The following is a 25488-nucleotide window of genomic DNA, read 5'->3' on the forward strand; positions in this document are numbered from 1 at the left end:
CCGCTGGCCGGCAACTGCAATCAACTGAATATCCTGTGGTTGCCGGCCAGCGGCCGGCACTACCCTTCCGAAGATCAGAACCCGTAGCGCAGGAAGCCGCCGTCCACCGCGATGCACTCGCCGGTAACGTAGCTGGCTGCCGGCAGGCACAGGAAGCCCACGGCCGCAGCCACCTCCTCCGGCTCCCCGATGCGGCGCATCGGCGTGCGATCGATCACTTCCTCGTAGTAATCCGGGTCCGACAACGGGCCGGACGTGCGCCGGGTACGGATGTACCACGGTGCCACTGCGTTGACGCGGATGCCATCTTCGGCCCACTCGACGGCCAGGTTGCGGGTCATCTGGTGCATCGCCGCCTTGGTCATGCCGTAGACCACGCCACTGCGCACATGGGTCAGGCCGGACACGCTGCCGACGTTGACGATGGACGACGACGCGTGGCGTGCCAGCAGCGGATGTGCGTAGCGCGACAGCTCGAACGCCGAGAACAGGTTGGTCTCGAAGATCTTGCGCCACTCGTCTTCGGAGTACTCGGTGGCCGCCTTGGTGACGTTGCCGCCGGCGTTGTTGACCAGGATATGCAGGCCATCGCTGTGGTCCTCCACCCAGTCCAGGATCTGGCGGCGGTCCTCGTCGTCGGAAACATCGGCGGCCAGCGCATGCACCTGCATCTGCGGATACACATCCAGCAACTCGTCGCGCGCGGTCTCCAGCATGTCGATATCGCGGCCGACGATCATCAGGTCTGCACCGAACCCGGCCAGTTCATGCGCGATGGCCAGGCCGATGCCGGCACTGGCGCCGGTGATCAGGGCAGTCTGGCCGTCCAGCCGCCACCGTTGCTGGGTCATGAGTCCTCCGGGGCCGCGCCCGCTGTGTTTCGATGCAACAAGGATACGCGCTCACGGCCGCCCCCGGCCGAGGATGCGACACTGCCCGCACGCCCATCACGGAGTGCCGCCATGCGCATCCTGGTCCTGTCCACGTCCCTGCTGGCCACCGTGCTGCTGTCCGCCTGCCAGCGCCCGCCAACGCCGAACCCGGAGAAGCCACCGGTGCCCAAGGCGATGGCGCGCGCGATGCAGGAGCCGCTGGACCGTGCCAAGGGCGCGCAGAAATCCGTCGATGACGCCGCTGCGGGCGAGCGCAAGGCCGAGGCCGACGCGACGCAGTGACCTGTGGGGTCAGAACCCTTTGCGGGCAAAGGGATCCGACCCCACCAACGAGAACGCCCGGCCGAAGCCGGGCGTTTACAGTAGATCCACGCCATGCGTGGATGTGCTCCGGTCAGAACCCGCAGAAGCAGTACGCCAGCGCCTTCACCGGTGCGCCATTGCCCTTTTCGCGGGCCGCGTTCTCGACAAAGCGCAGCTGCGTATCCACTTCCGGCATCGTGCGCGCCAGCAGCATCCGCGCCATGCCCGAATCGGACAGCATCCAGGCACCGGCACGACTGCCAGCGAAACCGCTGACGAACTGCGCGAACGGCGTGGCTGCCTTCTCGATGTAGCGCACGCGATAGGCATCGGACTTGCCCAGCTTGGCGCGGCTGGCCGCATCGGCCACCGCATCCTTCAGGCCACCGAAGGCATCGACCAGGCCGCGTTCCTTGGCCTGTGCACCGCTCCACACGCGGCCGCGGGCCACCTCGTCCACGGCCTCGACCGGCTTCTTGCGCGCGTCGGCGACGCGACCGGTGAAGTCGGCGTAGCCTTTGTTGATCACCGACTGGATGACCTGTCCCACGGCCGGATCCATCGGCCGGGTGACATCGAACGCACCGGCGAAGCGGGTGGTGCCGACGCCATCGGTGTGCACGCCGATCTTGTCCAGCGCGCGGCTGAAGTTCGGCACCATGCCGAAGATGCCGATCGAACCGGTGATCGTCGACGGATCGGCGTAGATGCGATCGGCGTTCATGCTGATCCAGTAGCCACCGGAGGCGGCCAGGTCGCCCATCGATACCACCACCGGCTTGCCGGCGGCCTGCAGGGCGACCACTTCACGGCGGATCTGCTCGGAAGCGAACACTTCTCCGCCCGGCGAATCCACGCGCAGCACGACCGCCTTGACATCGTCGTCGTCGCGCGCGGCACGCAGCAGCGCCGACGTCGATTCGCCACCGATGCGGCCGGCCGGCAGGTCACCGCCGCTGATCTCGCCGGACGCCACCACCACTGCCACCTGCGGACGGTTGTCGACCGGGTTGCGGCGCGCATCAAGCTGGCCCAGGTAGGTGCCGAAGTCGACGTTGCGGAAGCCACCGTCGGCATCTTCGTCGGCCACGCCGCGCTCGATCATCAGGTCCTCGAACTCTTCGCGGGTCTTCAGCGCGGTCACCAGCTTCTGCTGCAGGGCGAACTTGGCCAGATCACCACCAGCAGCAGCGATGCCTTCCGGCAGCGTATCGATGCCGGCAGCCAGCTGTGCCGGATCCAGGCGACGGGCCTTGGCGATGTCGCCCAGGTAGCGCTGCCATACGTCGTTCATCCAGAACAGGTCGGCTTCCTTGGAGGCCGGCGACGCCGCGTCGAGCACGTACGGCTCGGCTGCGGACTTGTACTCACCCACCTTGAACAGGTGCACGTCCACGCCCAGCTTGTCCTGCAGGCCGGTGCGGAAGTACTGGCGGTAGCGGCCCAGGCCCTCAAGCACCACCGAACCCATCGGGTCCAGGTAGACCTCGTCGGCCTGTGCGGCCAGCAGGTACTGCGACTGGCCCATGCTCTCGCTGTAGGCCACCAGCTGCTTGCCGGAGGCACGCAGGTCCTGCAGTGCCGAAGCCACTTCACGCAGCGAGGCGAAGCCCGAGGGCTGCAGCTTGTCCAGCTCCAGCACCACGCGCTCGATCTTCTTGTCTTCCTTGGCCGACTCGATCACCCGCAGCAGGTCGCGCAGCTGGATCTCTTCGGCACCGTTGTCGCCCACCGCCTTGGCCAGTGCGCGGCTGACCGGATCGGCGCTGAACTGCTCGACCAGCCGGCCTTCCGGCGCGATCACCAGGGTGGTGCGGTCCTGCAGCGACTTGCTGGCACCGGCGCCCATGCCTGCGGCGATGACGAACATCACCAGCAGCAGGAACAGCAGGCCGAAGAACACCAGGTTGAGGATCAACCGGCGGGTGAAGTTCATGACGTCCCACAGCCCGATGAAGAAACTGGCGACGGGGTTGCGACGCGCCGGGGGCAGCGGGGGCACGGGGTGATTCATGGAACGCTCCGGATGGCTTCTTGCCGTGGTGCCAGCATAGCCGGTGCCGCGTGATGCGGCATCGGACACAAGTCAGGGGATCGCCCGCCACGGGTGGCCGGGGCGGGGCGGAAGTTCAGGACAGCATCGACTGGCCGATGCGCAGGCTGCTGCGCCGCAGGCGCCAGCCCATCAGGATGGCAGCGGCGGTGAGGCCCACGATCAGGCCGATCCACATACCCTGCGGGCCCATGCCCAGCCCCAGGCCGAGCCCGGCGCCCAGCGGCATGCCCAGGCCCCAGTACGCGAACATGGCGATGAACATCGGCACGCGGGTGTCCTTCAGGCCGCGCAGCGCGCCGGCCGACAGTACCTGGATGCCATCCGGGAACTGGAAGGTGGCCGCATACAACAGCAGGGTGGAGGCCAGGCCGGCCACCGCCAGGTCGTTGGTGTAGACACCGACGATGGCATCGTGGCCGAACAGCAGTACCGCCGCCGACAATGTCTGCGTACCCATGATGATCGCGTAGCCGGCCCAGGCCGCGCGCCGCACGCCGAAGCCATCGCCGCGGCCGACCGCATGGCCGACACGCACGGTAGTGGCCTCGGCCACGCCCATCGGAATCATGAAGCACAGCTGGGCGACGTTGATCGCGATCTGGTGCGCAGCCGCTTCATTGGCACCTAGGCGGCCGATCAGCAGCGCGGTGACGATGAACAGGCCGCCTTCCATCAGTACGGTGATGCCGATCGGCAGGCCGGTGCGCAGCAGGTCCCAGATCGCCTTCCAGCGCGGCCCTTCGAAGTGCGAGAACAGCTGCAGATGGGCAAAGCGCCTGGTCCGCCACAGATACAGGGCGAATGCGGTTGCCTGCAGCCACATCATCACCGCCGAGGCGATCCCCAGGCCTTCGGCGCCCAGTTCCGGGAAACCGAGCTTGCCATTGGCCAGCACATAGCCCAGCGGCGCCAGCACCAGCAGGCCACCGAAGCCAAGCAGCATGGTGGGCAGTGTCCAGTGCATGCCTTCGCTGAGGTAGCGCATGCAGAAGTACAGGGTCAGCGCCGGGCCGCCCCAGCGCACCGCATGCAGGAACGCAGTCGCCCCCGGCACGATGTCCGGTGCGATGCCGAAGGCCGGCAGCAGCGGCGGCACCACCGTAAGGAAGGTGAACATGATCAGGCCCAGGCCCAACGCCAGCCACAGCGCCTGTCGGAACAGCGGGCCGATCTCGCGCTCGCGGCCAGCGCCGTGCAGCTGCGACACCGAGGCGGTGAGCGAGATCAGGGTGCCGATCGGGATCAGCATCGGCAGCCACAGCAGGGCGGTACCGATGGTCACCGCAGCCAGCGTCGCGGTGGCGTGGTGGCCGGCAATCACGTTGTCGACGAAGGAGATCAGACCGGTGGACACATGGCCCAGCACAAGCGGCAGGGCGAGCAGACCGGTAGCGCCGACTTCCTTGCTGAAGCGCGGCGTGGAGGTTGCAGTAGGCATAAGGTGCTTGACGCGAACTACGGTTGCGCGCGAAGGGCACAGGCACCGGGTTGCGGCCGGTCATCTTACGCGCCCGGCGCGCGCATTCCCATGACATGGGGTGAATGCTGGGTTCCGGCTGCCCCAAGCAAAAAGGGGACGGAGGGGATTAAGTCGTATCTGGCCAGTCAGTGCCGAATGCGACTTAATCCCCTCCGTCCCCTTTTTTACTGGCCCGCTTGGCGCTTGAGCCAGCTGTCGCGTTCGGCGGCCGGCACCGCAAGGAAGGCGCTGCGCACGGCGTCGCGCTCCTGCGGCGGCGTACGCTGCGCGACCAGGGCCAGCTGGGCCAGCTGCGCCGGGCTGAGCTGACGCAGCACGGCCAGCGCGGTCTCGCGCTGCTCCGGAGGCACGAAGCCGAACAAGCCATGCAGCTTTGGGAATTCCAGGCCCAGTTGCGGGCCCAGCCGCCACCCGTCGCGGAACGCCTGGTCCTGATCGCCGAACTGCTGTCGCAGACGCTGCTGCTGGTCCGCAGGCAGCGCATTGAATCGCGCAGCGGCCTGGCGGATGCGCTCGCGCTCTCCTTCCGGCAACGCGCGCCAGGCGGCGTAGTCGGCACGGCGCTGGCGCTGCTGCTGCGGATCGAGCTGGGCAAAGCCAGCCGGTGCCGCGGTCGAAGCCGGCGGCGCGGCCGGGGTGGCCGGCGATGGCGGCGGCAATGGCACGTTCAACGATTGCGGCGCCGCAGACAGGGACAGCGGCAAGGCCAGCAACAGGCTGGCGAACACGGACTTATTCATCGGCGGCGGCGGTTTCCAGCGTGGCACTGGCCGGCTCCGGTCGGCTCGGCTTGGCTTGCGATTCGTCCACCGGCAGCGGACCGCCCGCGGCGGTCCATGCGTACAGGTCAGCATCGGCAACCAGCGGGTAGTCGCGATCGGCCAGCATCGCTGCGTCGTCATTGGCTTGGGCATGCGTTGCATCCGGCGTGGCGTCGACCTTGCTCGGTGGCAGGGCTTCCACCGTCACCGGACCGGCTTCGCCCACGACGCCTTCCGGCAGCGGCGCATCGTTGCCGAAGGAACGTCCCTGCAGGTAGCGCCAACCCAGCGCAGCGGCCAGCAGCACCGCCACGGTTACCAGCAGGATCAGCGGACCACGCCAGCGCGGCTTGGCGTCCGTACGACGGCGCTTGCCATGGGCGGCCGCGCGCTCGTCCCGCTGCGGTGCTCGCCAGCTGGAGGTCGGCGCTTCATTGTGGGCGGCGGGTGCCGCCGGCTGCTGAAGCTGCTGCAGGCGCGTGGCCGGCAGTTCACGGATACGCGCCTGTACCTGTTCGGCCAACTGGCGCCAGGCCGCGGCATCGGGCTGGCCCTGGGCATCGCGCGGGCAGGCATCGGCCAGCAGGTGCTGGTAGCCGGCCTCGTCCTGGTCGAGCACGCGCGTGGCGATGCTCTCGTCCAGGCTGCCGCCTACCCGCAGCAGCAGCGCCAGGCGCGGCAGCGGCGACATCGCAGCCAGCGCGGCCAACGGTGGCGCCCATTGGCCACCCACCGGCTCGCGCAGGGCCTGGCGCTGGCCCAGCAGGGTCCAGAAGCGGGTCGGCCACTGCGCCATCGGCAGGTCGCTGGCAACGGCCGCGAACGCGCGCATCACTGCCACCAGGGTCTGTTCGGCGCGCGCGGCATCGCCGCACTGCAGCTCAGCCACCACCAGGGCGCGGCGCTCGACGCCACGCAGGAACGCCGACAGCGCGCCGGCCGCGGTCGAGGAAACAGGGGCGGGCACAGCCGTCATCGGTCACTCCAAAGGTCTGGGGAAATGATAGCGGCAGGCAATCGACGCCCGTAGGACTTGCGCCCACGGATACTTCGTGCTGCAGGTTGTGCACAGCACCACGCTCCCGGCGCGGGAAACTGCGGCAAGCAGCTGAATTCACTCTGTTTCAGCAATGTTTCACACTTAAACTGTTGATTTTGAATAGTTTTTAAGTGTGGCTATTTTTTGACCAACCCAAGCGTGAGCTCGTCGCCATCGGCCTCCTGCGTTCCCGTCGACCGGTAACGCACAACGTTATCCACAGAACATGTGGATAAGCCTGAATCTCCAATGGACACCGATATTTAGGTGACATTTATGATTCAACGGGCGCCGCTCCGCCGTCTCCCACCCCGCCATTCGCGCGCGCATGGCCCGGTACACTGGCCCGATGCTTTCACCGATTCCGACCCTGCAGGTCGCCCTGCCCGTCCCCCTGCCCCGTCTGTTCGACTACCTGTCGCCGGAGGGCGATGGCCCCACGGTTGCGGTCGGCTGCCGCCTGAAGGTGCCGTTCGGCAACCGCGAGCTGGTCGGGGTGGTGGTGGGGCACGGCCAGACCGACGACGGCCAGGGACTGCGCCAGGCGTTGGCCTGGTGCGACCCGCAGCCGCTGCTGCAGGGGGAGCTGTGGCAGAGCCTGCAATGGCTGGCGCGTTACACCCACGCACCGCTGGGCGAGGTACTGAGCACCGCCCTGCCAGGACCGCTGCGTCATGGCGAAGCCCTGCCCGACACCCACCACTGGGGCTGGCAGTTGACCCCCGAAGGCCATACCCAGCGCGGGAAGCTGCGCGCCGGCAGCCGCCCGCGGCAGTTGGCCGAACTGCTGGCCGGGGCCGTGGTGGATGAGGATGTACTGGGCGAACGCATGGAGGACTGGCGCACCGCCGCGGGCAGCCTGGCCAAGCGTGCGCTGGCCGAGCGCGTGGCGATGACGGTGGCACCGCAGCATGCGCAGCCGCTGCCCGGCCCCACCCTCAACCCGGACCAGGCCGAAGCGGTGGCCGCCATCAACGCCGCCGAAGGCTTCCAGCCCTTCCTGCTGGATGGCGTGACCGGCAGCGGCAAGACCGAGGTGTACCTGCAGGCCATCATCCACTGCCTGGCGCAGGGCAGGCAGGCGCTGGTGCTGGTGCCGGAAATCGGTCTGACCCCGCAGACCCTGGCACGCTTCCGCGGCCGCCTTGGCATCGCCGTGCACGCATTGCATTCGGGGTTGAACGACAACGAGCGCGCGCGCGTCTGGGCTAAGGCTTCGCGCGGCGAGGCACGGGTCATCGTCGGCACCCGCTCGGCGGTGTTCACGCCATTGCCGCAGGCCGGGCTGCTGATCATCGACGAGGAACACGACGGCAGCTACAAGCAGCAGGACGGCATCCGCTATCACGCGCGCGATTTCGCTCTGGTCCGGGCCAAGGCGCTCGGCATTCCGGTGCTGCTCGGCAGTGCCACCCCTTCGCTGGAAACGCTGCATAACGCCTACGCCGGGCGCTACACCCACCTGCGCCTGAAGCAGCGTGCCGGTGATGCGCGGCCACCGCGTGTGCGCATCCTCGATGTGCGCAAGCGGCCGCTGCACGATGGCCTCTCGGCTGATGTGCTGGCCGGCATCGACGAGCACCTGCAGCGCGGCCAGCAGGTGCTGGTGTTCAAGAACCGGCGTGGCTACGCGCCGGTACTGCTGTGCCACGACTGCGGCTGGACCGCACCGTGCAACCGCTGCGATGCACCGATGACCGTGCATGGCGGCGGCCGCCGCCTGCAGTGCCATCACTGCGGCGCGCGACAACCGGCACCGCTGGCATGCCCGGCCTGCGGCAGCCTGGCGCTGCAACCGCAGGGCATCGGCACCGAACGCCTGGAAGAGCATCTCACCGCGGCCTTCGCCGACGTCCCTGTGGTGCGCATCGACCGCGGCACCACGTCACGTCGCGATGCACTGGAACAGCAGCTGGCGAGACTGGGCGACCAGCCCGGCATCCTGGTCGGCACGCAGATACTGGCCAAGGGCCACGACCTGCCGAAGCTGACCCTGGTGGTGGTGGTGGGCATCGACGAAGGCCTGTTCTCCGCTGACTTCCGCGCCAGCGAGAAACTCGCGCAACAGCTGATCCAGGTGGCCGGTCGCGCCGGGCGCGCACGTGACCCCGGCGAGGTCTGGCTGCAGACCCATCACCCCGGGCATCCGTTGCTGGAAACCCTGGTCAGCGGTGGTTACCACCCGTTCGCACAGGCGGAGTTGAACCAGCGGCAAGCCGCAGGATTCCCGCCATTCGCGCACCTGGCGCTGATGCGCGCCGAAGCGCAGCAGGTGGAGCATGCCAATGCGTTCCTGCTGGCCGCACGACAGTTGCTGGGCGAGCAGGACGTGGTCGAGGCCTACGGGCCGATGCCAGCACCGATGCCACGCCGCGCCGGCTACCAGCGTACGCAGCTGCTGCTGTCTGCCATGCAGCGGCCGCCACTGCATGGCGTGCTTTCGCAGCTGGTGCCACAGCTGTACGCGCTGCCGGAAGCACGCAAGGTGCGCTGGTCGCTGGATGTGGATCCAACGGACCTGTATTGATCCCGTAGAGCACTGCCGAGCATGGCTCGGCACTACCGTAGAGCCGAGCCATGCTCGGCTGCGTTTCAGCACCGGGCAGTGCTTACGTCAGCGGCGACATCACGCCGCGCTGGTAGGCCGGCCGCTCGCGCAGGCGGGCGTACCACTCGGCTAGGTGCGGCAGTTCAGGCCGCTGGATCGGCAGCTCGTACCAGGCGTAGACCAGCGAGCCCAGCGGAATGTCGCCCATCGCGAACTTCTCGCCCGACAGCCACGGCTGTTTGGCCAGCGTGGCATCGGCCATCGCCAGGTAATCGCCGGCGCGCACGATCGCGGCATTGATCCGCGATTCGTCCCGGTCGGCCGGGGCGGTGCGCATGATGCCCCAGATCAGGTCGCTGTACAGCGGCGCCATCCGCGAGGTGCTCCAGTCCATCCACTTCTCGGCCTGGGCACGCTCCATCGGGTCTTCGGCGTACAGCGTGCCCAATGCGTAGCGTGCGCTCAGATAGCGCACGATGGCGTTCGATTCCCACAGCGGCAGGCCATGGTCTTCGATCACCGGTACCAGGCCATTGGGATTCATCGCCTGGTATTCCGGCGTCTGCGTGCCGCCGTGGCTGCCACCGACTTCGATGGATTCATACGGCAGGCCGATCTCCTCGGCGCACCACAGCACCTTGCGGACGTTACTGGAATTGCGGCGGCCCCAGATCTTCAACATGCGGGTTTTTCCTTGCTGGCAATGCGAGCGGCAACGATACGCCTGATCGGGTGGGGTGTGTGCGTGCCGGATGCGGGATCTTGCATCCAGCGTTGCCGGCCAGCGGCCGGCACTACCGGTTCTTCTTTGGCAGCGCGCGCACGTAGGACGACTTGCCGTCCTTCTTCAGTTCGAACAGGCCGATCGCCGCCAACAGGTCACTCAACTTCCCGTAACCATAGTTGCGCGGATCGAACGAGGCCTGGTTGCCGATCTGGCTGCCAACCGGCCCCAGATGCGACCAGCCGTCCTCGCCCTCGGCCGAGGACACCGCGCGGCGCAGCATCTTCACCAGCCGGGTGTCGCTGCGCATCTCCGCGCCACTCTTGCGCGGGCGCGCATCATCGTTGGCCACCGGCTCGTTCGAGGCCTGTTCGCTGGACGCCTGTTCGGTATCCGGCACGCTGGCGTGGGTCTGGCCCAGTGCTTCCAGGTAGGTGAATTTCGAGCACGCGTTGACGAACGGCTCGGGCGTTTTCTTCTCGCCGAAGCCGTACACCTTCACGCCATCGGTCAGCAGGCGCATCACCATCGGAGTGAAATCGGCATCGCTGGAGACGATGGCGAAGCCATCAAGGTTGCGTGCGTAGAGCAGGTCCATGGCATCGATCACCATCGCCATGTCCGAGGCATTCTTGCCCTTGCTGTAGGCAAACTGCTGGATCGGGCGGATCGCATATTCGTGCAGCACCGCTTCCCAGCCCTTCAACCGCGGGCTCTTCCAGTTGCCATAGGCGCGGCGCACGTTGGCCACGCCGTAGCGGGCGACTTCGGCCAGGACCTCGTCGATCTTCGAGGCCGGCGCATTGTCGGCGTCGATCAACAGGGCGATGCGCTTTTCCGGTTCGCTCATGGGCTCCTCACGGGCCGTTGCCTGAACCCGAGTATCGCCGATCCACGCGGGCGCTGACGTGACAGGCAGTCGCCGTGCGAAGATGCCAGGCGCTTCCCCCGATGCCCCCACTGGAGTGAGTCGATGAGTCGCGAGCGCGTTCCCCACCTGGTCGTTGTCGGCGGCGGTTTTGCCGGTCTCTGGGCCACCCGTGCCCTGGCCCGCGAGCGCATACGCATCACCCTGGTCGACCGCCGCAACCATCATCTGTTCCAGCCGCTGCTGTACCAGGTGGCCACCGCCGGCCTGTCCGCGCCGGATATCGCCGCACCGCTGCGCCACATCCTCGGCCACCAGCGCAACGTGGAAGTCCGCCTCGGCGAAGTGGTCGCCATCGACAAGCAGGCCCGGCAGATCCGCATGGCCGATGGCAGCACGCTGGACTACGACAGCCTGCTGCTGGCCACCGGCGCCACCCACGCCTACTTCGGCAACGACCAGTGGGCCGATGATGCGCCCGGCCTGAAGACGCTGGACGATGCGATCGCGCTGCGCCGCAAGCTGCTGCTGGCGTTCGAGCGCGCCGAGGCGGAACCGGACCCGGCGAAGAAGGCCGCATGGCTGAGCTTCGCGGTGGTCGGTGGCGGTCCCACCGGTGTTGAACTGGCCGGCACCCTGGCCGAGATCGCGCGGCATACGTTGCGCAACGAATTCCGCCACATCGATCCAGCCAGCGCCAAGGTGCGGCTGATCGAGGCCGGGCCGCGCGTGCTGTCCTCGTTCCCGGAAGTACTTTCGCTGAAAGCACGCCGCCAGCTGGAAAAGCTGGGCGTGGAAGTGCTGACCGGTACCCCGGTGAGCGACATCGACAGCCAGGGCTTCACGCTCGGTGATCAGTTCGTGCCGGCACGCACCGTGGTCTGGGCCGCCGGCGTGGCCGCTTCACCGCTGGCGCGCACGCTGGACGTGCCACTGGATCGCGCCGGCCGCGTGCCGGTGCAACCGGACCTGACCCTGCCCGATCACCCGGAGCTGTTCGTGGCCGGCGACCTGGCCGCACTGAACCAGGCCGACGGCAAGCCGGTTCCCGGCGTGGCGCCCGCGGCCAAGCAGATGGGCAAGTACGTGGCCGAGGTGGTCCGCGCGCGCCTGCATGGCAAGGCGGCGCCGGGGCCGTTCAAGTACGCCGACTACGGCAACCTGGCCACCATTGGCCGCATGGCCGCGATCGTGCACCTGGGCCGGCTGCAGTTGTCTGGTGTACTGGCATGGTGGTTCTGGCTGGCCGCGCACGTGTTCTTCCTGATCGGCTTCCGCAACCGCATCGTGGTGCTGCTGAACTGGGCCGTGGCGTACTGGAGCTACCAGCGCAGCGCGCGCATCATCTTCGGTGATGACCAGGACGACCGTCGGCCGAGGCGGTAGGAGTGCACTCGCGCCTCCCCGACCGGTGCGGTAGATCCACGCCATGCGTGGATGACTGTCTGTGCATGCCGCATGGAGCTCAGCCACGCACGGCGTGGCTCTACTTCCTCATCGGGGCGCCCGGCACCCACCGTTTCGACCCGGTCCGGCAGAAGTCCTCCTTCCTCGCGGTGTCGGCAATCTGCGCGGTACTCCAATGCCGGGTGATCCAGATCGTCAATGCGGTACTACTGAGATGCCAGCGCAGCATGCCGCGCTGTGGTTGCCGCCACAGGTGGCGTCGGGCAATCCAGAAGGCCTCCCGCTCCACTTCCGGCACCTTCTTCTTCATCACGTCCTTGTCGAAGAACTGCGCGGCGAAACGCCAGGGATTCATCGGCTGGTATCCCGCGCGTGGTTCACTGCTGCACGCAGCCATACCACTGGGCGCGCGGTCGGCCGGCTTCGGCCGACCCCCTGCCAATGCCAGCCCGAGCAGGTACAGCAGGCCAGGCAACAGCGCGATGCCGGCGACCAGCACGACGACGGAGATCCATGCTTTGCCGGCGGCGCGCATCGTTCACGGCGCCTTCGGTTTCGGGTACCACAGCGACGACAATGACCGACGGTCGTGCTGAAAAGCAAAGGTGGACATCCGGGTCTCCAGCGCTTGGCGCGGAGCGATCATCGCATGGCCCGGCAGCCCATCCACGCATGGCGTGAATCTACAGAACCCGGAGCCGAGCGTGGGCTCGGCTCTACAGAAGCGCAGGATCCGGGGCCTGCAGCCAGGCCAGCTTACGTTCGCGCGGCTGCTGCTTGAGCTGCCATTCGGCCCGTGACGCGGCGGCCCGGTCCGGGTACTGGCGCACGGCCAGCACGCGCAGCGGTGGCCGCGCCCGGGTGTAGCGCGCGCCCTTGCCGGCTTGGTGGGCGGCGAAGCGCGCGTCCACATCGGTGCTGATGCCGGCGTAATAGCTGCCATCGCGGCATTCGAGCAGATACAGGAACCACGGGCGGAGGGACGGGGCCATGCCCGGATTATGCCGTGCTGCACTGCAGCGGATATACTGGCGCCCGAATGCAGGAGAGAGGCGCCGCGCTGGCGCCCGCCGAAGGCGCAGGCTCCCATGATCGCTCAGGCCGGTGGGCTGGAATCCCACCAACCATGCATTCGACTCGCCGAGCTGGAGAGAGGTCACCGGGCACGCCCGGGACGATCCGCCGAAGGGGCACGCGGCCCATGCCGCTGAACTCTCAGGCAAAAGGACAGCGGGAGCGGCACCGGTCATCGTCATTCCGTCATTGCGCAGGCAGTGGCGGTCGTCGCGCATGGCCGGCCCCACCGCGCCCGGAGCCTGTCCCATGCTGCTGTCCATCATCTACCTGATTGCCATTTCCGCCGAAGCCATGACCGGCGCACTGGCCGCCGGCCGCCGCCGCATGGACCTGTTCGGCGTGGTCATGATCGCCTGCGTCACCGCTCTCGGTGGCGGTTCGCTGCGCGACATCCTGCTTGGCCATTACCCGCTGGGCTGGGTGAAGCATCCCGAGTACCTGGGTTTTACCGTGTGCGCGGCGCTGATCGCCACCTGGGTTGCGCGCTGGATGCACCACTTCCGCCGCACCTTCCTGGTGCTCGATGGCCTGGGCCTGATCGCCTTCACCCTGATCGGCTGTTCGATCGCGCGTGAGGCCGGCCATGCAATGCCGATCGTGCTGATCGCCGGCATGCTGACCGGTGCCTTCGGCGGCGTGCTGCGCGACATCCTCTGCAACGAGGTGCCGCTGATCTTCCAGAAGGAGCTGTACGCGATCATCGCGCTGCTGACCGGCGCGGCCTACCTGTTGCTGCTGCACTGGGGCGTGGCCGACGCCACCGCGATCCTGTGCTGCCTCGGCGGCGGCTTCGCGCTGCGCCTGCTGGCGATCCACTTCCGCTGGGAAATGCCGAAGTTCGTGTACCACGACGAAGTGCATTGAGGTTCGCGCGGCGCAATCCGCACCACCCCGGCGATGGACCTGGCGCTGCCGCTCACGCGCAGCGCCAGGCGCATCGCCGGTGCAGATGGGCCGGTCTCCAACTCCGGCCGGCCCTGATCGCGGCCGCACCCCCGCAGGCGCTGGCCACCATCCACACACGTGCCGCCATCAGGCGGCTTCATTCACGCTGCTTCGGACACCTTCACTTCACGACGGGCACGCACGGCCGCAGCCAGTCGCTCCAGCACCGTCACGGTGGTGTCCCAGTCGATGCACCCATCGGTGATGCTCTGGCCGTAGACCAGCGGCTGGCCTTCCACCAGTTCCTGGCGGCCACCGACCAGATGGCTCTCGATCATCACGCCCACGATGCGCTGTTCGCCGTCTTCCAGCTGAACAGCAATGTCCTCGATCACCTTCGGCTGGTTCTCCGGGTTCTTCAGGCTGTTGGCATGGCTGGCATCGATCATCAGGCGCGCCGGCAGCTTGGCCTTGGCCAGCGCCTGGCAGGCGTCGGCAACACTGGCTGCGTCGTAGTTCGGCTGCTTGCCCCCACGCAGGATCACATGGCAATCGGGGTTGCCGGTGGTCGACACGATGGCAGTGCCGCCCTGCTTGGTGACCGACAGGAAGTGGTGCGGATTGGACGCAGCACCTACGGCGTCAGCGGCAATCTTCACGTTGCCATCGGTGCCGTTCTTGAAGCCGACCGGGCACGACAGCCCCGACGCAAGTTCGCGATGCACCTGGCTTTCCGTGGTGCGTGCGCCGATCGCGCCCCATGCCACCAGGTCGGCGATGTACTGCGGCGAGATCACGTCGAGGAATTCAACACCCGCCGGCAGGCCAAGCTTGTTGATGTCGCGCAGCAGGCCACGGGCGATGCGCAGGCCCTTGTCGATCCTGAAGCTGCCATCCAGGTCCGGGTCATTGATCAGGCCCTTCCAGCCCACCGTGGTGCGTGGCTTCTCGAAATACACGCGCATGACGATTTCCAGCTCGCCTGCCAGCGCGTCGCGCAGTGGCTTCAGGCGCTGGGCGTACTCGATGGCGGCGTTCGGGTCGTGGATCGAGCACGGGCCCACCACCACCGCCAGGCGGTCATCGCGGCCGTGCAGGATCTGGTGCAGCGCTGCGCGCGAGGCGCTGACGGTGCCGGAGGCTTCATCGTCACAGGGCAGCATCGCCAGCAGCTGGGCAGGCGGTGTCAGCGGTTCGATGGTGCGGATACGCAGGTCGTCGGTGTGCGGGGGCATTGCAGGAGATCTCCGGAACGTTGGGGGTCCCCAGCGTGGCGGCATGAAAAAAGCCGCCAGGTTCGCTGGCGGCTTTCGGGAATGCGTCTGAAGCTTTCTTCAGGGTGAGCGCAGTCCTTCCTCCGCCAGTGGCTTCGGAAAGTAATACCAGTAAAAACGGGTAGCGGCTGCGTTCATGGGATCTATTGATAGCACAGCTTTTGCGCAGTGCAAAATGTTTCATCCGCAACTGGGACGCTGCCCGAGCGCAGCGGCGGCCTATCGGCTGCCATGCACTTCAACGTCCAGCAGCAGGCCTTCGTGGATATCGGCCCAGCGCTCCAGCACCCGATCCAGCTCCTGCCGGGCCTCGTCCAGCTGCTCGGGGTTGAGCAGGGAGCGTGCGGTGTAGAGGTCGGAGACCAATCGACGCAGGGCCGATTCCGGGATGGCCACCGACGGGTTCTCCTGCCCCGGCAACTGCAATGCCGGGCACTCGCCAAGCGGACCGAACAGCGTGACCTCGAGCTTGCTCTGCATGATCAACGTCCCTGCGGATGGACATGGGCAACGCACTGTTTACCGTGTATCGGTGACAGGCGCATGTGCCGCCCATGCCGGGGATCGCAGGCCGCCGCCGTACCACTACAGCGCGGCCAGGTCGGCCAGATGCTGGCCCATGCTGTCCACCTCACCGATGGCATGGGTGGTGGTGAAGTAATCATGCCAGCCGGTGGCGGCGATCCCGGCCACCAGCGTGTCGGCCGCTTCGCGGCTGGCGCAGTGCCAGACCGCATAGAACTGCTCGCCGGTGCCACACGGCACGTCCGTAGCGATGCGGCCCATGGCCACCGGCCTGATGCATTCCGGGTCGAAACGCTGCATGCCCTCACCGATGCGGGCGAAGAAGGCGGTGCGTTGTCCGGGCGAGAGCGCCGTCCAGGCGGGGGTGGCGGTGTAGAGCTCGATAAAGGTGTGGGCCATTGCGGTTCTTCCTTGAGGTTCATGGGATTGCCGGCCAGCGGCCGCCATTACCGCAGTGATCGCATGGCGCGTTTGCGGATGTAGGCGTTGGCATCGCTGTGGTGCTCGCGTTGCCAACGTGCGCACAGCCCACGCAGCCATTGCGGCTGCGTCTTGCCGGCATCGTTGAGCCAATTGCCGACGGAGTCCTGCACATAGCGCTCGGGGTCGTCGGCCAGCGCGTCCAGCAACGGCACTGCGTGTTGAGGCTGCTGCTTGAACAGCGCGATATGCGTAGCCCAGACGCCCCGGGGACGCAGCGCCTCGCAGGCGAAACGGCGCAGGTACGGCGATACTTCCTGCGTCCACGGTTGCAGGTACCCAAGCGCCTGCAGCGGTGCAGCAACGATGTCCGTGCGCAGTGCCAGCCAGGCCCATTCGCGCACGCCGAAGTGTGGGTCATCGGCCAGCGTTCGTATCGCCTGCAGCTTCCCTGCCAGGGGCGTGCCGGCGTCACTGCCGATCAGGTAGCAGGCCCAGCCACGCACCGTATCGGAGGCGTGGCCCCGCCACTGCGCGGGATCGCCCTGTCCGCTGTCGCGCAGCAGGCGGGCGGCCAATGCCATGCGCTGGGTGATGCCCTTGCCTGCGGCGTCGCGCATGCGTTGCAGTGCGTCCGGTTCGAGCACAGGTGCCACGACGTGCAGCAGTTCGGCGAAATCCACCGCCAGGCACTCGGCCAGGTGGGTGGCGGCGACGCGACCGGTGCTGAGCGCACGCAGGCGTTCGGCCGCAATGGGCGCGCTCATGCAGCGGATTCCCGCCCGGCATCGGTGTGCTGCCAGACCTTGTGCAGCAACCGTGAAAGCTGCTGCTGTTCGTCGGCCTCCAACCCGTTGAACAGGCCCCCGATCCACTGCGTGTGCTGCTCGAACAGCGCCTCGGCGAGGCGTGTCCCCTGTGCGGTCAACACGATCCGCAGGCGGCGGCCATCTTCGGCATCGCTGTGGCGCTGCAGCAGGCCTTCGCGCTGCAGGCCGTCGAGCAGGCCACTGATGGTGGCGCGGGTCACGCCGGCACGCTCGGCCAGCTCATGCGGCGGCAGCGAGCCACCGGCCCCGTGCAGCAGGAACAACACGATGAAGCGGCCTTCGCTGAGGCCATGCGGTGCCAGCCGTGCGGCGCAGTCGTGGTCGATGGCGGCAGACAGTGACAGCAGTTGGAAGCACAGGCGCAGCTGGGGCAGGTTTACCTCGCCGCGGCGCGCAGCTTCCTTGAGCAGAGCGGTGTGTTTTGCTTCCAGCATGCCGGCCACCATGTGATTAGGTGCCTAATCATAATCGATTTTCGCCCATGGAACCACGCTGTGCGGAGCATGCGGGGCCGGGTCCGGCCAAGCCCGCGCATCGCCCAAAAAGAAAAACCCCGCCTTGCGGCGGGGTTCTTCTCTACAACGGGAAGGTATGCCGACCCAGGGCCGGCATCCCAATGCCAGGGGCGAGGACTTAGAAGTCCATGCCGCCCATGCCACCCATGCCGCCCATGCCACCGGCGCCGCCCATGGCCGGCTCGTCCTTCTTCGGAGCTTCGGCCACCATGGCTTCGGTGGTGATCATCAGGCCAGCGATCGAGGCGGCGTTCTGCAGCGCCGAACGGGTCACCTTGGTCGGGTCCAGGATGCCGAACTGCAGCATGTCGCCGAACTCGCCGGTGGCCGCGTTGTAGCCGAAGCTGCCGGTGCCTTCCTTGACCTTGTTGATGATGACCGACGGCTCGTCACCGGCGTTGGCAACGATCTCGCGCAGCGGGGCTTCCATCGCACGCAGGGCAATCTGGATGCCGTGGTTCTGGTCTTCGTTGGCGCCCTTCAGACCGGCCAGCGCGGTGATCGCGCGGACCAGGGCAACACCGCCGCCCGGAACCACGCCTTCTTCAACGGCCGCACGGGTGGCGTGCAGGGCGTCGTCGACGCGGTCCTTCTTTTCCTTCATTTCGATTTCGGTCGAGGCGCCGACCTTGATCACGGCAACACCGCCGGCCAGCTTGGCCACGCGTTCCTGCAGCTTCTCGCGGTCGTAATCCGAGGAGGTGTCCTGGATCTGGGTCTTGATCTGCGCCACACGGGCATCAACGTTGGCCTTGTCGCCGACGCCGTCGATGATGGTGGTGTTCTCCTTGGAAACCTGCACCTTCTTGGCGCGGCCCAGGTCCTTGATGGTGGCCTTCTCCAGCGACAGGCCGACTTCTTCGGAGATCACGGTGCCGCCGGTCAGCACGGCCATGTCTTCCAGCATCGCCTTGCGACGGTCGCCGAAGCCCGGGGCCTTGACGGCCACGACCTTGACGATGCCACGGATGGTGTTGACCACCAGGGTCGCCAGCGCTTCGCCTTCGACTTCCTCGGCCACGATCAGCAGCGGCTTGCCGGCCTTGGCGACGCCTTCCAGCACCGGCAGCAGGTCGCGGACGTTGGAGATCTTCTTGTCGTGCAGCAGGATGAACGGGTCATCCAGGTCAGCGGTCTGCGACTGCTGGTTGTTGATGAAGTACGGGGACAGGTAGCCGCGGTCGAACTGCATGCCCTTGACCACGTCCAGCTCGTTGTCCAGGCCCGAGCCTTCTTCAACGGTGATGACGCCTTCCTTGCCGACTTCCTTCATCGCGTCAGCAATGATCTGGCCGATCGACTCGTCCGAGTTGGCCGAGATGGTACCGACCTGGGCAATCGCCTTGTCGTCGGCGGTCGGCTTGGAGATGTTCTTCAGCTCGGCGACGGCGGCCGAAACGGCCTTGTCGATACCGCGCTTGAGGTCCATCGGGTTCATGCCGGCGGCCACGGCCTTGGCACCTTCGCGGATCAGGGCCTGGGCCAGCACGGTGGCGGTGGTGGTGCCGTCGCCGGCGTCGTCGTTGGTGCGCGAAGCAACTTCCTTCACCATCTGCGCGCCCATGTTCTCGAACTTGTCAGCCAGTTCGATTTCCTTGGCGACGGAGACGCCGTCCTTGGTGATGGTCGGAGCGCCGAAGCTCTTTTCCAGCACGACGTTGCGGCCCTTCGGGCCGAGCGTGGCCTTGACGGCATTGGCGAGAACGTTGACGCCGCGCACCATGCGCGAACGGGCATCTTCACCGAAACGGATATCCTTGGCAGCCATGTGCAGTTACCTCATCTGGTAGCGCCGGGCCATGCCCGGCGGCTGGGTGTTGGAATCAGGGGATGGAACAGGTCGCGCCGGGGCTCAGCCGATGACGGCGAGCACGTCGTCCTCGCGCAGGACCTTGTATTCGACGCCTTCGCTCTTGTACGAGCTGCCGGCGTACTGGCCGTAGATGACCTTGTCGCCGACCTTCAGCGACGGCGCGCGCACGTTGCCGTTGTCCAGCGGCTTGCCCGGGCCGACGGCCACGACCTCACCCTTGGTGGACTTTTCCTTGGCCGAGTCGGGGATGACGATGCCACCGGCGGAGATTTCGTCGGCTTCGATCGGCTTGACCACAACGCGGTCGTGCAGCGGCTTGATGCTCATAGGAGACCTCTTAAGTGATTGATTGGTCTAAAAAAGTCCGGCGATGTTAGCACTCGCCCCGGGCGAGTGCCAGAACCGCACGTGAAGAAACCCGACAACGTCGGGAGCAGGGCAGAGATGGAGCCCCGCCGCCCCCTTTCAAGGGCCGAATGAAAAAATTTTTCCACCCGCGCGCCTCGGCCAGGGCGTCGGTCCAGATCAATTTCGGTGACAAGCGTCGCACTGTCAGACATCTGACGTTCATTTACGACAAAGTGTCACTGGATCGGCCTTAGGCTCGGTCCGGCATTCCCAATCACAAGGAGGAGTCGATGCGATTGCTGTCCCCGCTTGCCGCTGCCTACCTGCTGGCGCTGGCCGCTGCGCCGGCCCAGGCCGAGGTCTTCATCAACGAACTGCACTACGACGACAGCACCGCCGCCGGTGACGTCGGCGAAGCGATCGAGGTCGTAGCCACTGCCGGTGAGGACCTGTCCGGCTACCGCCTGTACCTCTACAACGGCAGCAATCCGTCCGCCGCCACCGTCTATGCCAACAACCCGGTCCCGGCCGGCACCGCCGCCGGCTGCGGCAGCGCCACCATCGCCGTGGTCAGTTACCCGACCAACGGGATCCAGAACGGCCCGACCGACGGCATCGCCCTGGTCGATGCCAGTGGCAAAGTGGTCCAGTTCCTCAGCTATGAGGGCGCCATCACCGCCTCCGGTGGCCCTGCCGCCGGCATGACCAGCCAGAACATCCCGGTGGCCGAGACCAACAGCACCGCGCCGGGCACCTCGTTGCAGCTGACCGGCAGCGGCAGCCAGTACACCCACTTCACCTGGGCCGAATCGGCCGGCCAGACCTTCGGCAGCTGCAACAACGGCCAGACTTTCAGCGGCGGTGGCACGCCAGGCCCGAACACGCCGCCGTCGGTGTCCACCACCACCCCGGCGCAGGGCAGCAGCACCTTCCCGGCTGCGGCCGATCTGGAAGTGGTGTTCAGCGAAACCGTGAACCTGGCCAGCGGCGCGTTCGCGCTGAGCTGCGGCACCTCCGGCAGCGTGCCGCTGACCTTCCCGGCCAGCGGCCGCAGCGTGAAGCTGTCCACCAACACCGCGCTGGTGGCCGGTGAAGCCTGCCGCTTCGACATCCGCGCCGCGCGCGTCACCGACCTGCTGGGCGCGCACCCGGCCGCCGACAGCCGCATCGCCTTCACCGTGGCCAGCACCGGCGGCAATCCGGACCCGGGCAACCCGGGCGTGCCGGCCGGCTACTACTCCAGGGTCAACACCAGCAGCCCCAGCCAGCTGCGCTGCTCGCTGCACGCCACCATCAAGGGCCATACCGCCTACCCGTACAGCGGCTCGGGCACCAATACCTGGACCATCCTGGAAATCGCCGACGAGGATCCGAACAACCCGAACCGCATCCTCGATGCCTACCGCAACCGCAGCTACGCCAAGGTCAGTGATCGTGCGGGCACCGGCAGCGGCCTGACCTACAACCGCGAGCACACCTGGCCGAACTCGCTGGGCTTTGCCAGCACCACCGGCGACAAGGGCCTGCCCTACGCGCCGTACACCGATACCCACATGCTGTACCTGACCGACGCGCAGTGGAACGCCGACCGCGGCAACAAGCCGTTCGGCAAGTGCGATGCCAGCTGCGGTGAGCGTGCCACCGAAGCCAACAATGGGCAGGGCGGCGGCAGTGGTGGCTATCCGGGCAACTCCAACTGGGTGCGCACGCCGGACGGCAACACCGGCACGTTCGAGGTGTGGGGCAAGCGCAAGGGCGACATGGCGCGCGCGGTGATGTACATGGCGATCCGCTATGAGGGTGGCAAGGATGCGGCCACCGGTCAGTCCGAGCCGGACCTGGAGCTGACCGACGACCGCAGCAGGATCGTCAAGACCAGCAGTTCGCCGGCCTACATGGGCCTGCTGTCGACGCTGATCGACTGGCACCTGTCCGATCCGCCGGATGATGCCGAGCGTGCCCGCAATGACGTGGTCTACAGCTTCCAGGGCAATCGCAACCCGTTCATCGACCACCCCGAATGGGCGACCCCGGCCCTGTTCACCTCGGCCAAGCCAGCCACCTGCCAGCTGGCCAACTGACCGCGCAACGCTGCGGTCCACTGCCGCCGCCGGGCCCTGACCCGGCGGCGGCCCTATACTCGACGGTCATGTCGACCGTCGATCCCGTCCTGCTGCTGTTGACCACCTGCCCGGACCGGACCAGTGCCGAGCGCATCGCGCACTCGCTGGTAGGCGAGCGCCTGGCCGCGTGCGTGACCCGCCTTGATGGCGCGCAGTCCACCTACCGCTGGCAGGGCGAGGTGACCACCGACGCGGAGCTGCAGCTGCTGGTGAAAACCACCGCGAGCCGCGTCGATGACGCAATCGCCCGGATCGTCGAACTGCATCCGTATGAACTCCCGGAGTGCATCGCGGTCGAAACCCGGGCCGGCCTGCCGGCGTATCTGGATTGGATCCGGGCACAGACCCGGGAGGACACTGATTGAAGACTCTGTTTGCGCGTGGCGCTGCCTTGTGCGCCCTGTTGTGGCTTTCGCTGCCGGCGTTCGCCCTGGATGAGAAAGACCTGCTGCCGGTGGACCAGGCGTTCGCGCTGACCGCCACCGCCCCCGAACGTGGCCAGGTGCAACTGCAGTTCAAGATCGCGCCCGGCTATTACCTGTATCGCCACCGCACCAGCGTCAAGGCCGACCCGGCCTTCAATGCCGGCGCGCTGCAGATGCCCAAGGGCGACAAGCACCACGACGATTTCTTCGGCGAGGTCGAAACCTATCGCGAGCGCCTGCAGGCCAGCCTGCCCGGCACGCCGACCGAGGCCGCCGGTACCATCAGTCTGGAAGTGCGTTACCAGGGCTGCGCCGATGCCGGTGTCTGCTACCCGCCGCAGAAGCGCGTGGTGCAGGTCACCCTGCCGGGCGCCGGTGCGGCGGCGGCGGTGCCTGCCGCGCGTGCCGGTGCGGCCAGCCCGTTCAACAACCCGCTGGCCGGTGCCGGCAACAGCGGTGGCCTGCGCCTGCCGGGCGCGGCCAACAACAGCCAGGCCCTGCCGCTGCCGTCGGAACAGGCGTTCGGCTTCGATGCCATCGCCAGCGACGGCAACACCCTGCTGCTGCGCTTCAGCCCAGCGCCCGGCTATTACCTCTATCGCGACCGCACCTCGCTGAAGCTGGAAGGCAGCGCCGGCGTGCTGGCCGGCAAGCCGCGCTGGCCAGCCGCGCAATCGCATCGCGACGAGCACTTCGGCGATGTCTCGGTCTACTTCAACCAGGTGGAAGTGCCGCTGCCGCTGCGCCGCACTGTCACTGATGCCGTCGACAGCACCCTGGTGGTGACCTTCCAGGGCTGCCAGACCGATGGCATCTGCTACCCGCCGATGACCCGCCGGGTGAAGCTGTCGATTCCGGCCGGCAAGGTCAGCGCCAGCGCCAACCAGGCGCCAGCGCGCAATGACGTGATCAACCCGCTGCCTGCTGCCAACGGTGCACCGCGCGAAGCCGCCAACGGCGCCCCGCTGCGCCTGCTGCCAACCGTGCCCAACACGGATGCAGCGGCACCGGCCGCCGCAGGTGGCGCCACCGCCAGCAGTGAATTCGCCACCGATGCACAGGGCGACAATGCGCTGCGCACGCGTCCGCCGGCGACGACGCCGAATCCTGATCGTTCGTTCGTCTGGGTCCTGCTGCTGGCGCTGGCCGGTGGCCTGGTACTGAACCTGATGCCCTGCGTGCTGCCGATCCTCTCGCTGAAGGTGCTGAGCCTGGCGCAGAGCGGCGAAAGCGCGCAGCGCGCACGCAGCCACGCGCTCTGGTACACGCTGGGCGTGCTGGTCGCGTTCGCCGTGATCGGCGCGTTGATGGTCGGCCTGCGCGCGATCGGCAATGCCGTCGGCATCGGCTTCCAGCTGCAGCACCCGGGTGTGGTGGCGGCGCTGGCCTACATCATGTTCGCGGTAGGCCTGAGCCTGTCCGGCGTGTTCACCCTGGGCGGCGGCATCGGCAATCTGGGCCAGTCGCTGGCCAGCCGCAGCGGCCCGGCCGGTGACTTCTTCACCGGTGCGCTGGCCTGCGTGGTCGGCAGTGCCTGCGTCGGCCCGTTCATGGGTGGCGCGATCGCCTACGCGTTCATTGCCCCGCCGCTGAAGGCGATGACCGTGTTCCTGTTCCTCGGCCTGGGCCTGGCGCTGCCGTTCCTGCTGATCGGCTTCGTGCCGGCGCTCGCACGCCGCCTGCCCAAGCCGGGCCCGTGGATGGAAACGCTCAAGCACGTGCTGGCCTTCCCGATGTATGCCACCGCGCTGTGGCTGCTGTGGGTGTTGGGCAAGCAGCGTGGCGTGGATGGCATGGCGCTGGTGCTGGGTGGCCTGCTGCTGCTGGCGTTCGGCCTGTGGCTGTTCGAGCGCAACCGCTGGACCGGCTCGCGTGCGGTGACACTGCTGGGCGTACTGCTGGCGATCGGCGCGCTGGTGCCGGCCTGGGGTGTGACCCAGCTCGCACCGCCGGCGCGGGCCGCACAGGCCGCCAGCGACAACGTGGTCGAGTATTCACCGCAGTTGCTGGACCGCCTGCGCGCCGACAACCGCGTGGTGTTCGTCAACATGACCGCCGACTGGTGCGTAAGCTGCAAGGCCAACGAGCGCGCCGTGCTGTCGCGGCCGGAATTCAAGGAACTGCTCAAGCGCACCAACGCGGTGTACATGCGCGGCGACTACACCAATGTCGACCCGCAGATCACCACGTTCCTTGAAGAGCACAAGGCCGTGGGCGTGCCGCTGTACGTGGTGTACGGCCCGGGTGCGCCGCCGACCGTGCTGCCGACCCTGTTGACCCAGGCGGTGGTCGAGGAAGCGCTGCTGCGCACCGCACGATGAAGTGGCAACGGCCAGCGCTGCTGTGGACAGCGGTGCTGGCCGCCGCCCTTGGCCTGTGGGCCGGCCATCGATCGACACCGGCGCCGGTGGCGCCTGAGGCCGTGCCGGGAGCGCCTGCTGTGGCGGCTGCCGCACCCACCCTGCAGGTCGGCGACAGCCTGCCCGCACTGTCGCTGCCGGATCTTGAAGGCCGGCCGCTGGACCTGCGCCAGCACGCTGGCGGTCGCCCGCTGTTGATCAATGTCTGGGCCAGCTGGTGCGCGCCCTGCGTTGAAGAAATGCCCGAACTGGCGCGTTTCGCACATGTCCAGGGCGAGCACGGTGTGCAGGTGCTGGGACTGGCGCTGGATACGCCGGAGGACGTGCGCCGTTTCCTGCAGCGGGTACCGGTGGATTACCCGATCGTGATCGAGACCCCGGGGCCGCGCGATGCCAGCGTGCAGCTGGGCAATACACAGGGCCTGCTGCCCTACAGCGTGCTGTTCGATGCACAGGGGCGGCTGGTGAAGGCAAAGCTGGGACCGTTCGCCCACGGCGAGATCGACAGCTGGGTGAAGTGAGAGTGTTTTTTGCAGGGCTTGCAGCCCTGCACCCTGCTCAATGCAACGGCAACGGCCAGAGCCAAAGCCAAAGCGGGCTTTCCGTGGGATGGCGGGGCGGTGTCGGAGTGCGGGGACGCTGCAAGTACGTCCCTGTAAGCTTGGCAGCCGCATCCATGCGGCTGACACCCCGCACTCCGACACCGCCCCACCTCTGACAGATCTTCGCGGCTGTTGGTAGGTGTCGACCTTGGTCGACACATCTGTCAGATATCGAATGAAATTCCGGTGTCAGATCCGTTTTCCTACGGAAA

Annotated in this window: 24 protein-coding genes and 2 riboswitches; of the genes, 8 read left to right on the forward strand and 16 right to left on the reverse strand. The window is 67.3% G+C overall.

What is annotated here, in order from left to right:
* Nucleotides 1-74: 74 nt before the first annotated feature.
* Nucleotides 75-851 (reverse strand): SDR family oxidoreductase, encoded by a 777-nt coding sequence (locus BN1263_RS00290; protein WP_021203230.1) that lies wholly within the window; start codon nucleotides 849-851, stop codon nucleotides 75-77.
* Nucleotides 852-962: 111 nt separating this feature from the next.
* Between BN1263_RS00290 and BN1263_RS00295 the strand changes: the two genes are divergently transcribed.
* Nucleotides 963-1175, forward strand: a complete 213-nt coding sequence (locus BN1263_RS00295; protein ID WP_058978748.1) for a hypothetical protein — start codon at nucleotides 963-965, stop codon at nucleotides 1173-1175.
* A 112-nt stretch (nucleotides 1176-1287) separates the two neighbouring features.
* Here BN1263_RS00295 and sppA read toward each other — a convergent pair whose 3' ends face one another.
* From sppA to BN1263_RS00315, 4 genes are all read right to left on the reverse strand, one after another.
* Complete coding sequence (gene sppA, locus BN1263_RS00300; protein WP_058978752.1) at nucleotides 1288-3210, reverse strand: signal peptide peptidase SppA; 1923 nt, start codon at nucleotides 3208-3210, stop codon at nucleotides 1288-1290.
* 115 nt (nucleotides 3211-3325) lie between these two features.
* On the reverse strand, nucleotides 3326-4690 hold the full coding sequence (locus tag BN1263_RS00305; RefSeq protein ID WP_058978754.1) for an MATE family efflux transporter: 1365 nt from the start codon (nucleotides 4688-4690) through the stop codon (nucleotides 3326-3328).
* A 206-nt stretch (nucleotides 4691-4896) separates the two neighbouring features.
* Nucleotides 4897-5472, reverse strand: a complete 576-nt coding sequence (locus BN1263_RS00310; RefSeq protein WP_058978756.1) for a DUF3106 domain-containing protein — start codon at nucleotides 5470-5472, stop codon at nucleotides 4897-4899.
* On the reverse strand, nucleotides 5465-6469 hold the full coding sequence (locus BN1263_RS00315; protein ID WP_058978758.1) for a hypothetical protein: 1005 nt from the start codon (nucleotides 6467-6469) through the stop codon (nucleotides 5465-5467). Before BN1263_RS00315 ends, BN1263_RS00310 begins: the two co-directional genes overlap by 8 nt.
* 412 nt (nucleotides 6470-6881) lie before the next feature.
* Between BN1263_RS00315 and BN1263_RS00320 the strand changes: the two genes are divergently transcribed.
* Nucleotides 6882-9059, forward strand: a complete 2178-nt coding sequence (locus BN1263_RS00320) for a primosomal protein N' (RefSeq protein ID WP_058978761.1) — start codon at nucleotides 6882-6884, stop codon at nucleotides 9057-9059.
* Nucleotides 9060-9141: 82 nt separating this feature from the next.
* Here BN1263_RS00320 and BN1263_RS00325 read toward each other — a convergent pair whose 3' ends face one another.
* Nucleotides 9142-9762: a glutathione S-transferase family protein gene (locus BN1263_RS00325; protein WP_058978763.1), complete on the reverse strand. Its 621-nt coding sequence runs from the start codon at nucleotides 9760-9762 to the stop codon at nucleotides 9142-9144.
* 112 nt (nucleotides 9763-9874) lie between these two features.
* Nucleotides 9875-10654: an NYN domain-containing protein gene (locus BN1263_RS00330; protein ID WP_010481148.1), complete on the reverse strand. Its 780-nt coding sequence runs from the start codon at nucleotides 10652-10654 to the stop codon at nucleotides 9875-9877.
* 123 nt (nucleotides 10655-10777) lie between these two features.
* On the opposite strand from BN1263_RS00330, the gene BN1263_RS00335 reads away from it, so the two are divergent.
* Nucleotides 10778-12058 (forward strand): NAD(P)/FAD-dependent oxidoreductase, encoded by a 1281-nt coding sequence (locus tag BN1263_RS00335; RefSeq protein WP_058978767.1) that lies wholly within the window; start codon nucleotides 10778-10780, stop codon nucleotides 12056-12058.
* A gap of 100 nt (nucleotides 12059-12158) precedes the next feature.
* Here the strand turns inward: BN1263_RS00335 and BN1263_RS00340 are convergent, their stop codons facing one another.
* Nucleotides 12159-12614, reverse strand: a complete 456-nt coding sequence (locus BN1263_RS00340) for a hypothetical protein (protein WP_058978769.1) — start codon at nucleotides 12612-12614, stop codon at nucleotides 12159-12161.
* Between the two features lie 181 nt (nucleotides 12615-12795).
* A complete protein-coding gene (locus tag BN1263_RS00345; protein ID WP_019660799.1) occupies nucleotides 12796-13071 on the reverse strand; it encodes a GIY-YIG nuclease family protein in 276 nt (91 codons plus the stop codon).
* 40 nt (nucleotides 13072-13111) lie between these two features.
* Nucleotides 13112-13201, forward strand: a riboswitch (glycine riboswitch).
* Nucleotides 13202-13214: 13 nt separating this feature from the next.
* Nucleotides 13215-13318, forward strand: a riboswitch (glycine riboswitch).
* Between the two features lie 84 nt (nucleotides 13319-13402).
* Between BN1263_RS00345 and BN1263_RS00350 the strand changes: the two genes are divergently transcribed.
* Nucleotides 13403-14020, forward strand: coding sequence for a trimeric intracellular cation channel family protein (locus BN1263_RS00350; RefSeq protein ID WP_058978771.1), 618 nt, complete (start codon nucleotides 13403-13405; stop codon nucleotides 14018-14020).
* A gap of 182 nt (nucleotides 14021-14202) precedes the next feature.
* Here the strand turns inward: BN1263_RS00350 and BN1263_RS00355 are convergent, their stop codons facing one another.
* From BN1263_RS00355 to BN1263_RS00385, 7 genes are all read right to left on the reverse strand, one after another.
* The gene (locus BN1263_RS00355; protein ID WP_058978773.1) at nucleotides 14203-15276 is read right to left on the reverse strand and encodes a 3-deoxy-7-phosphoheptulonate synthase; all 1074 of its coding nucleotides are present in this window, start codon (nucleotides 15274-15276) and stop codon (nucleotides 14203-14205) included.
* 258 nt (nucleotides 15277-15534) lie between these two features.
* The gene (locus BN1263_RS00360) at nucleotides 15535-15795 is read right to left on the reverse strand and encodes a hypothetical protein (protein ID WP_058978775.1); all 261 of its coding nucleotides are present in this window, start codon (nucleotides 15793-15795) and stop codon (nucleotides 15535-15537) included.
* A 105-nt stretch (nucleotides 15796-15900) separates the two neighbouring features.
* The gene (locus tag BN1263_RS00365) at nucleotides 15901-16239 is read right to left on the reverse strand and encodes a DUF6616 family protein (protein ID WP_058978777.1); all 339 of its coding nucleotides are present in this window, start codon (nucleotides 16237-16239) and stop codon (nucleotides 15901-15903) included.
* A gap of 47 nt (nucleotides 16240-16286) precedes the next feature.
* Nucleotides 16287-17027 carry a DNA alkylation repair protein gene (locus tag BN1263_RS00370; RefSeq protein ID WP_058978778.1) on the reverse strand — a complete coding sequence of 247 codons (741 nt, stop codon included), beginning with the start codon at nucleotides 17025-17027 and terminating at the stop codon, nucleotides 16287-16289.
* The gene (locus BN1263_RS00375; RefSeq protein WP_058979289.1) at nucleotides 17024-17524 is read right to left on the reverse strand and encodes a MarR family winged helix-turn-helix transcriptional regulator; all 501 of its coding nucleotides are present in this window, start codon (nucleotides 17522-17524) and stop codon (nucleotides 17024-17026) included. The genes BN1263_RS00370 and BN1263_RS00375 overlap by 4 nt, the downstream gene beginning before the upstream one ends.
* A 199-nt stretch (nucleotides 17525-17723) precedes the next feature.
* Nucleotides 17724-19373 carry a chaperonin GroEL gene (groL, locus tag BN1263_RS00380; RefSeq protein WP_005411226.1) on the reverse strand — a complete coding sequence of 550 codons (1650 nt, stop codon included), beginning with the start codon at nucleotides 19371-19373 and terminating at the stop codon, nucleotides 17724-17726.
* An 84-nt stretch (nucleotides 19374-19457) separates the two neighbouring features.
* On the reverse strand, nucleotides 19458-19745 hold the full coding sequence (locus BN1263_RS00385; RefSeq protein WP_005411227.1) for a co-chaperone GroES: 288 nt from the start codon (nucleotides 19743-19745) through the stop codon (nucleotides 19458-19460).
* Nucleotides 19746-20056: 311 nt separating this feature from the next.
* On the opposite strand from BN1263_RS00385, the gene BN1263_RS00390 reads away from it, so the two are divergent.
* The 4 genes from BN1263_RS00390 to BN1263_RS00405 all read left to right on the forward strand — a co-directional run bounded on the left by BN1263_RS00390 (nucleotide 20057) and on the right by BN1263_RS00405 (nucleotide 25195).
* Nucleotides 20057-21847, forward strand: coding sequence for an endonuclease (locus BN1263_RS00390; protein ID WP_058978780.1), 1791 nt, complete (start codon nucleotides 20057-20059; stop codon nucleotides 21845-21847).
* Nucleotides 21848-21915: 68 nt separating this feature from the next.
* The gene (gene cutA, locus BN1263_RS00395) at nucleotides 21916-22254 is read left to right on the forward strand and encodes a divalent-cation tolerance protein CutA (RefSeq protein ID WP_058978783.1); all 339 of its coding nucleotides are present in this window, start codon (nucleotides 21916-21918) and stop codon (nucleotides 22252-22254) included.
* Nucleotides 22251-24635, forward strand: coding sequence for a protein-disulfide reductase DsbD family protein (locus tag BN1263_RS00400; protein WP_058978786.1), 2385 nt, complete (start codon nucleotides 22251-22253; stop codon nucleotides 24633-24635). The genes cutA and BN1263_RS00400 overlap by 4 nt, the downstream gene beginning before the upstream one ends.
* Nucleotides 24632-25195, forward strand: coding sequence for a TlpA family protein disulfide reductase (locus BN1263_RS00405; protein ID WP_058978788.1), 564 nt, complete (start codon nucleotides 24632-24634; stop codon nucleotides 25193-25195). The genes BN1263_RS00400 and BN1263_RS00405 overlap by 4 nt, the downstream gene beginning before the upstream one ends.
* Nucleotides 25196-25488 lie beyond the last annotated feature (293 nt).

Source organism: Stenotrophomonas thermophila, assembly GCF_001499715.1.
Classification (GTDB): domain Bacteria; phylum Pseudomonadota; class Gammaproteobacteria; order Xanthomonadales; family Xanthomonadaceae; genus Stenotrophomonas; species Stenotrophomonas hibiscicola.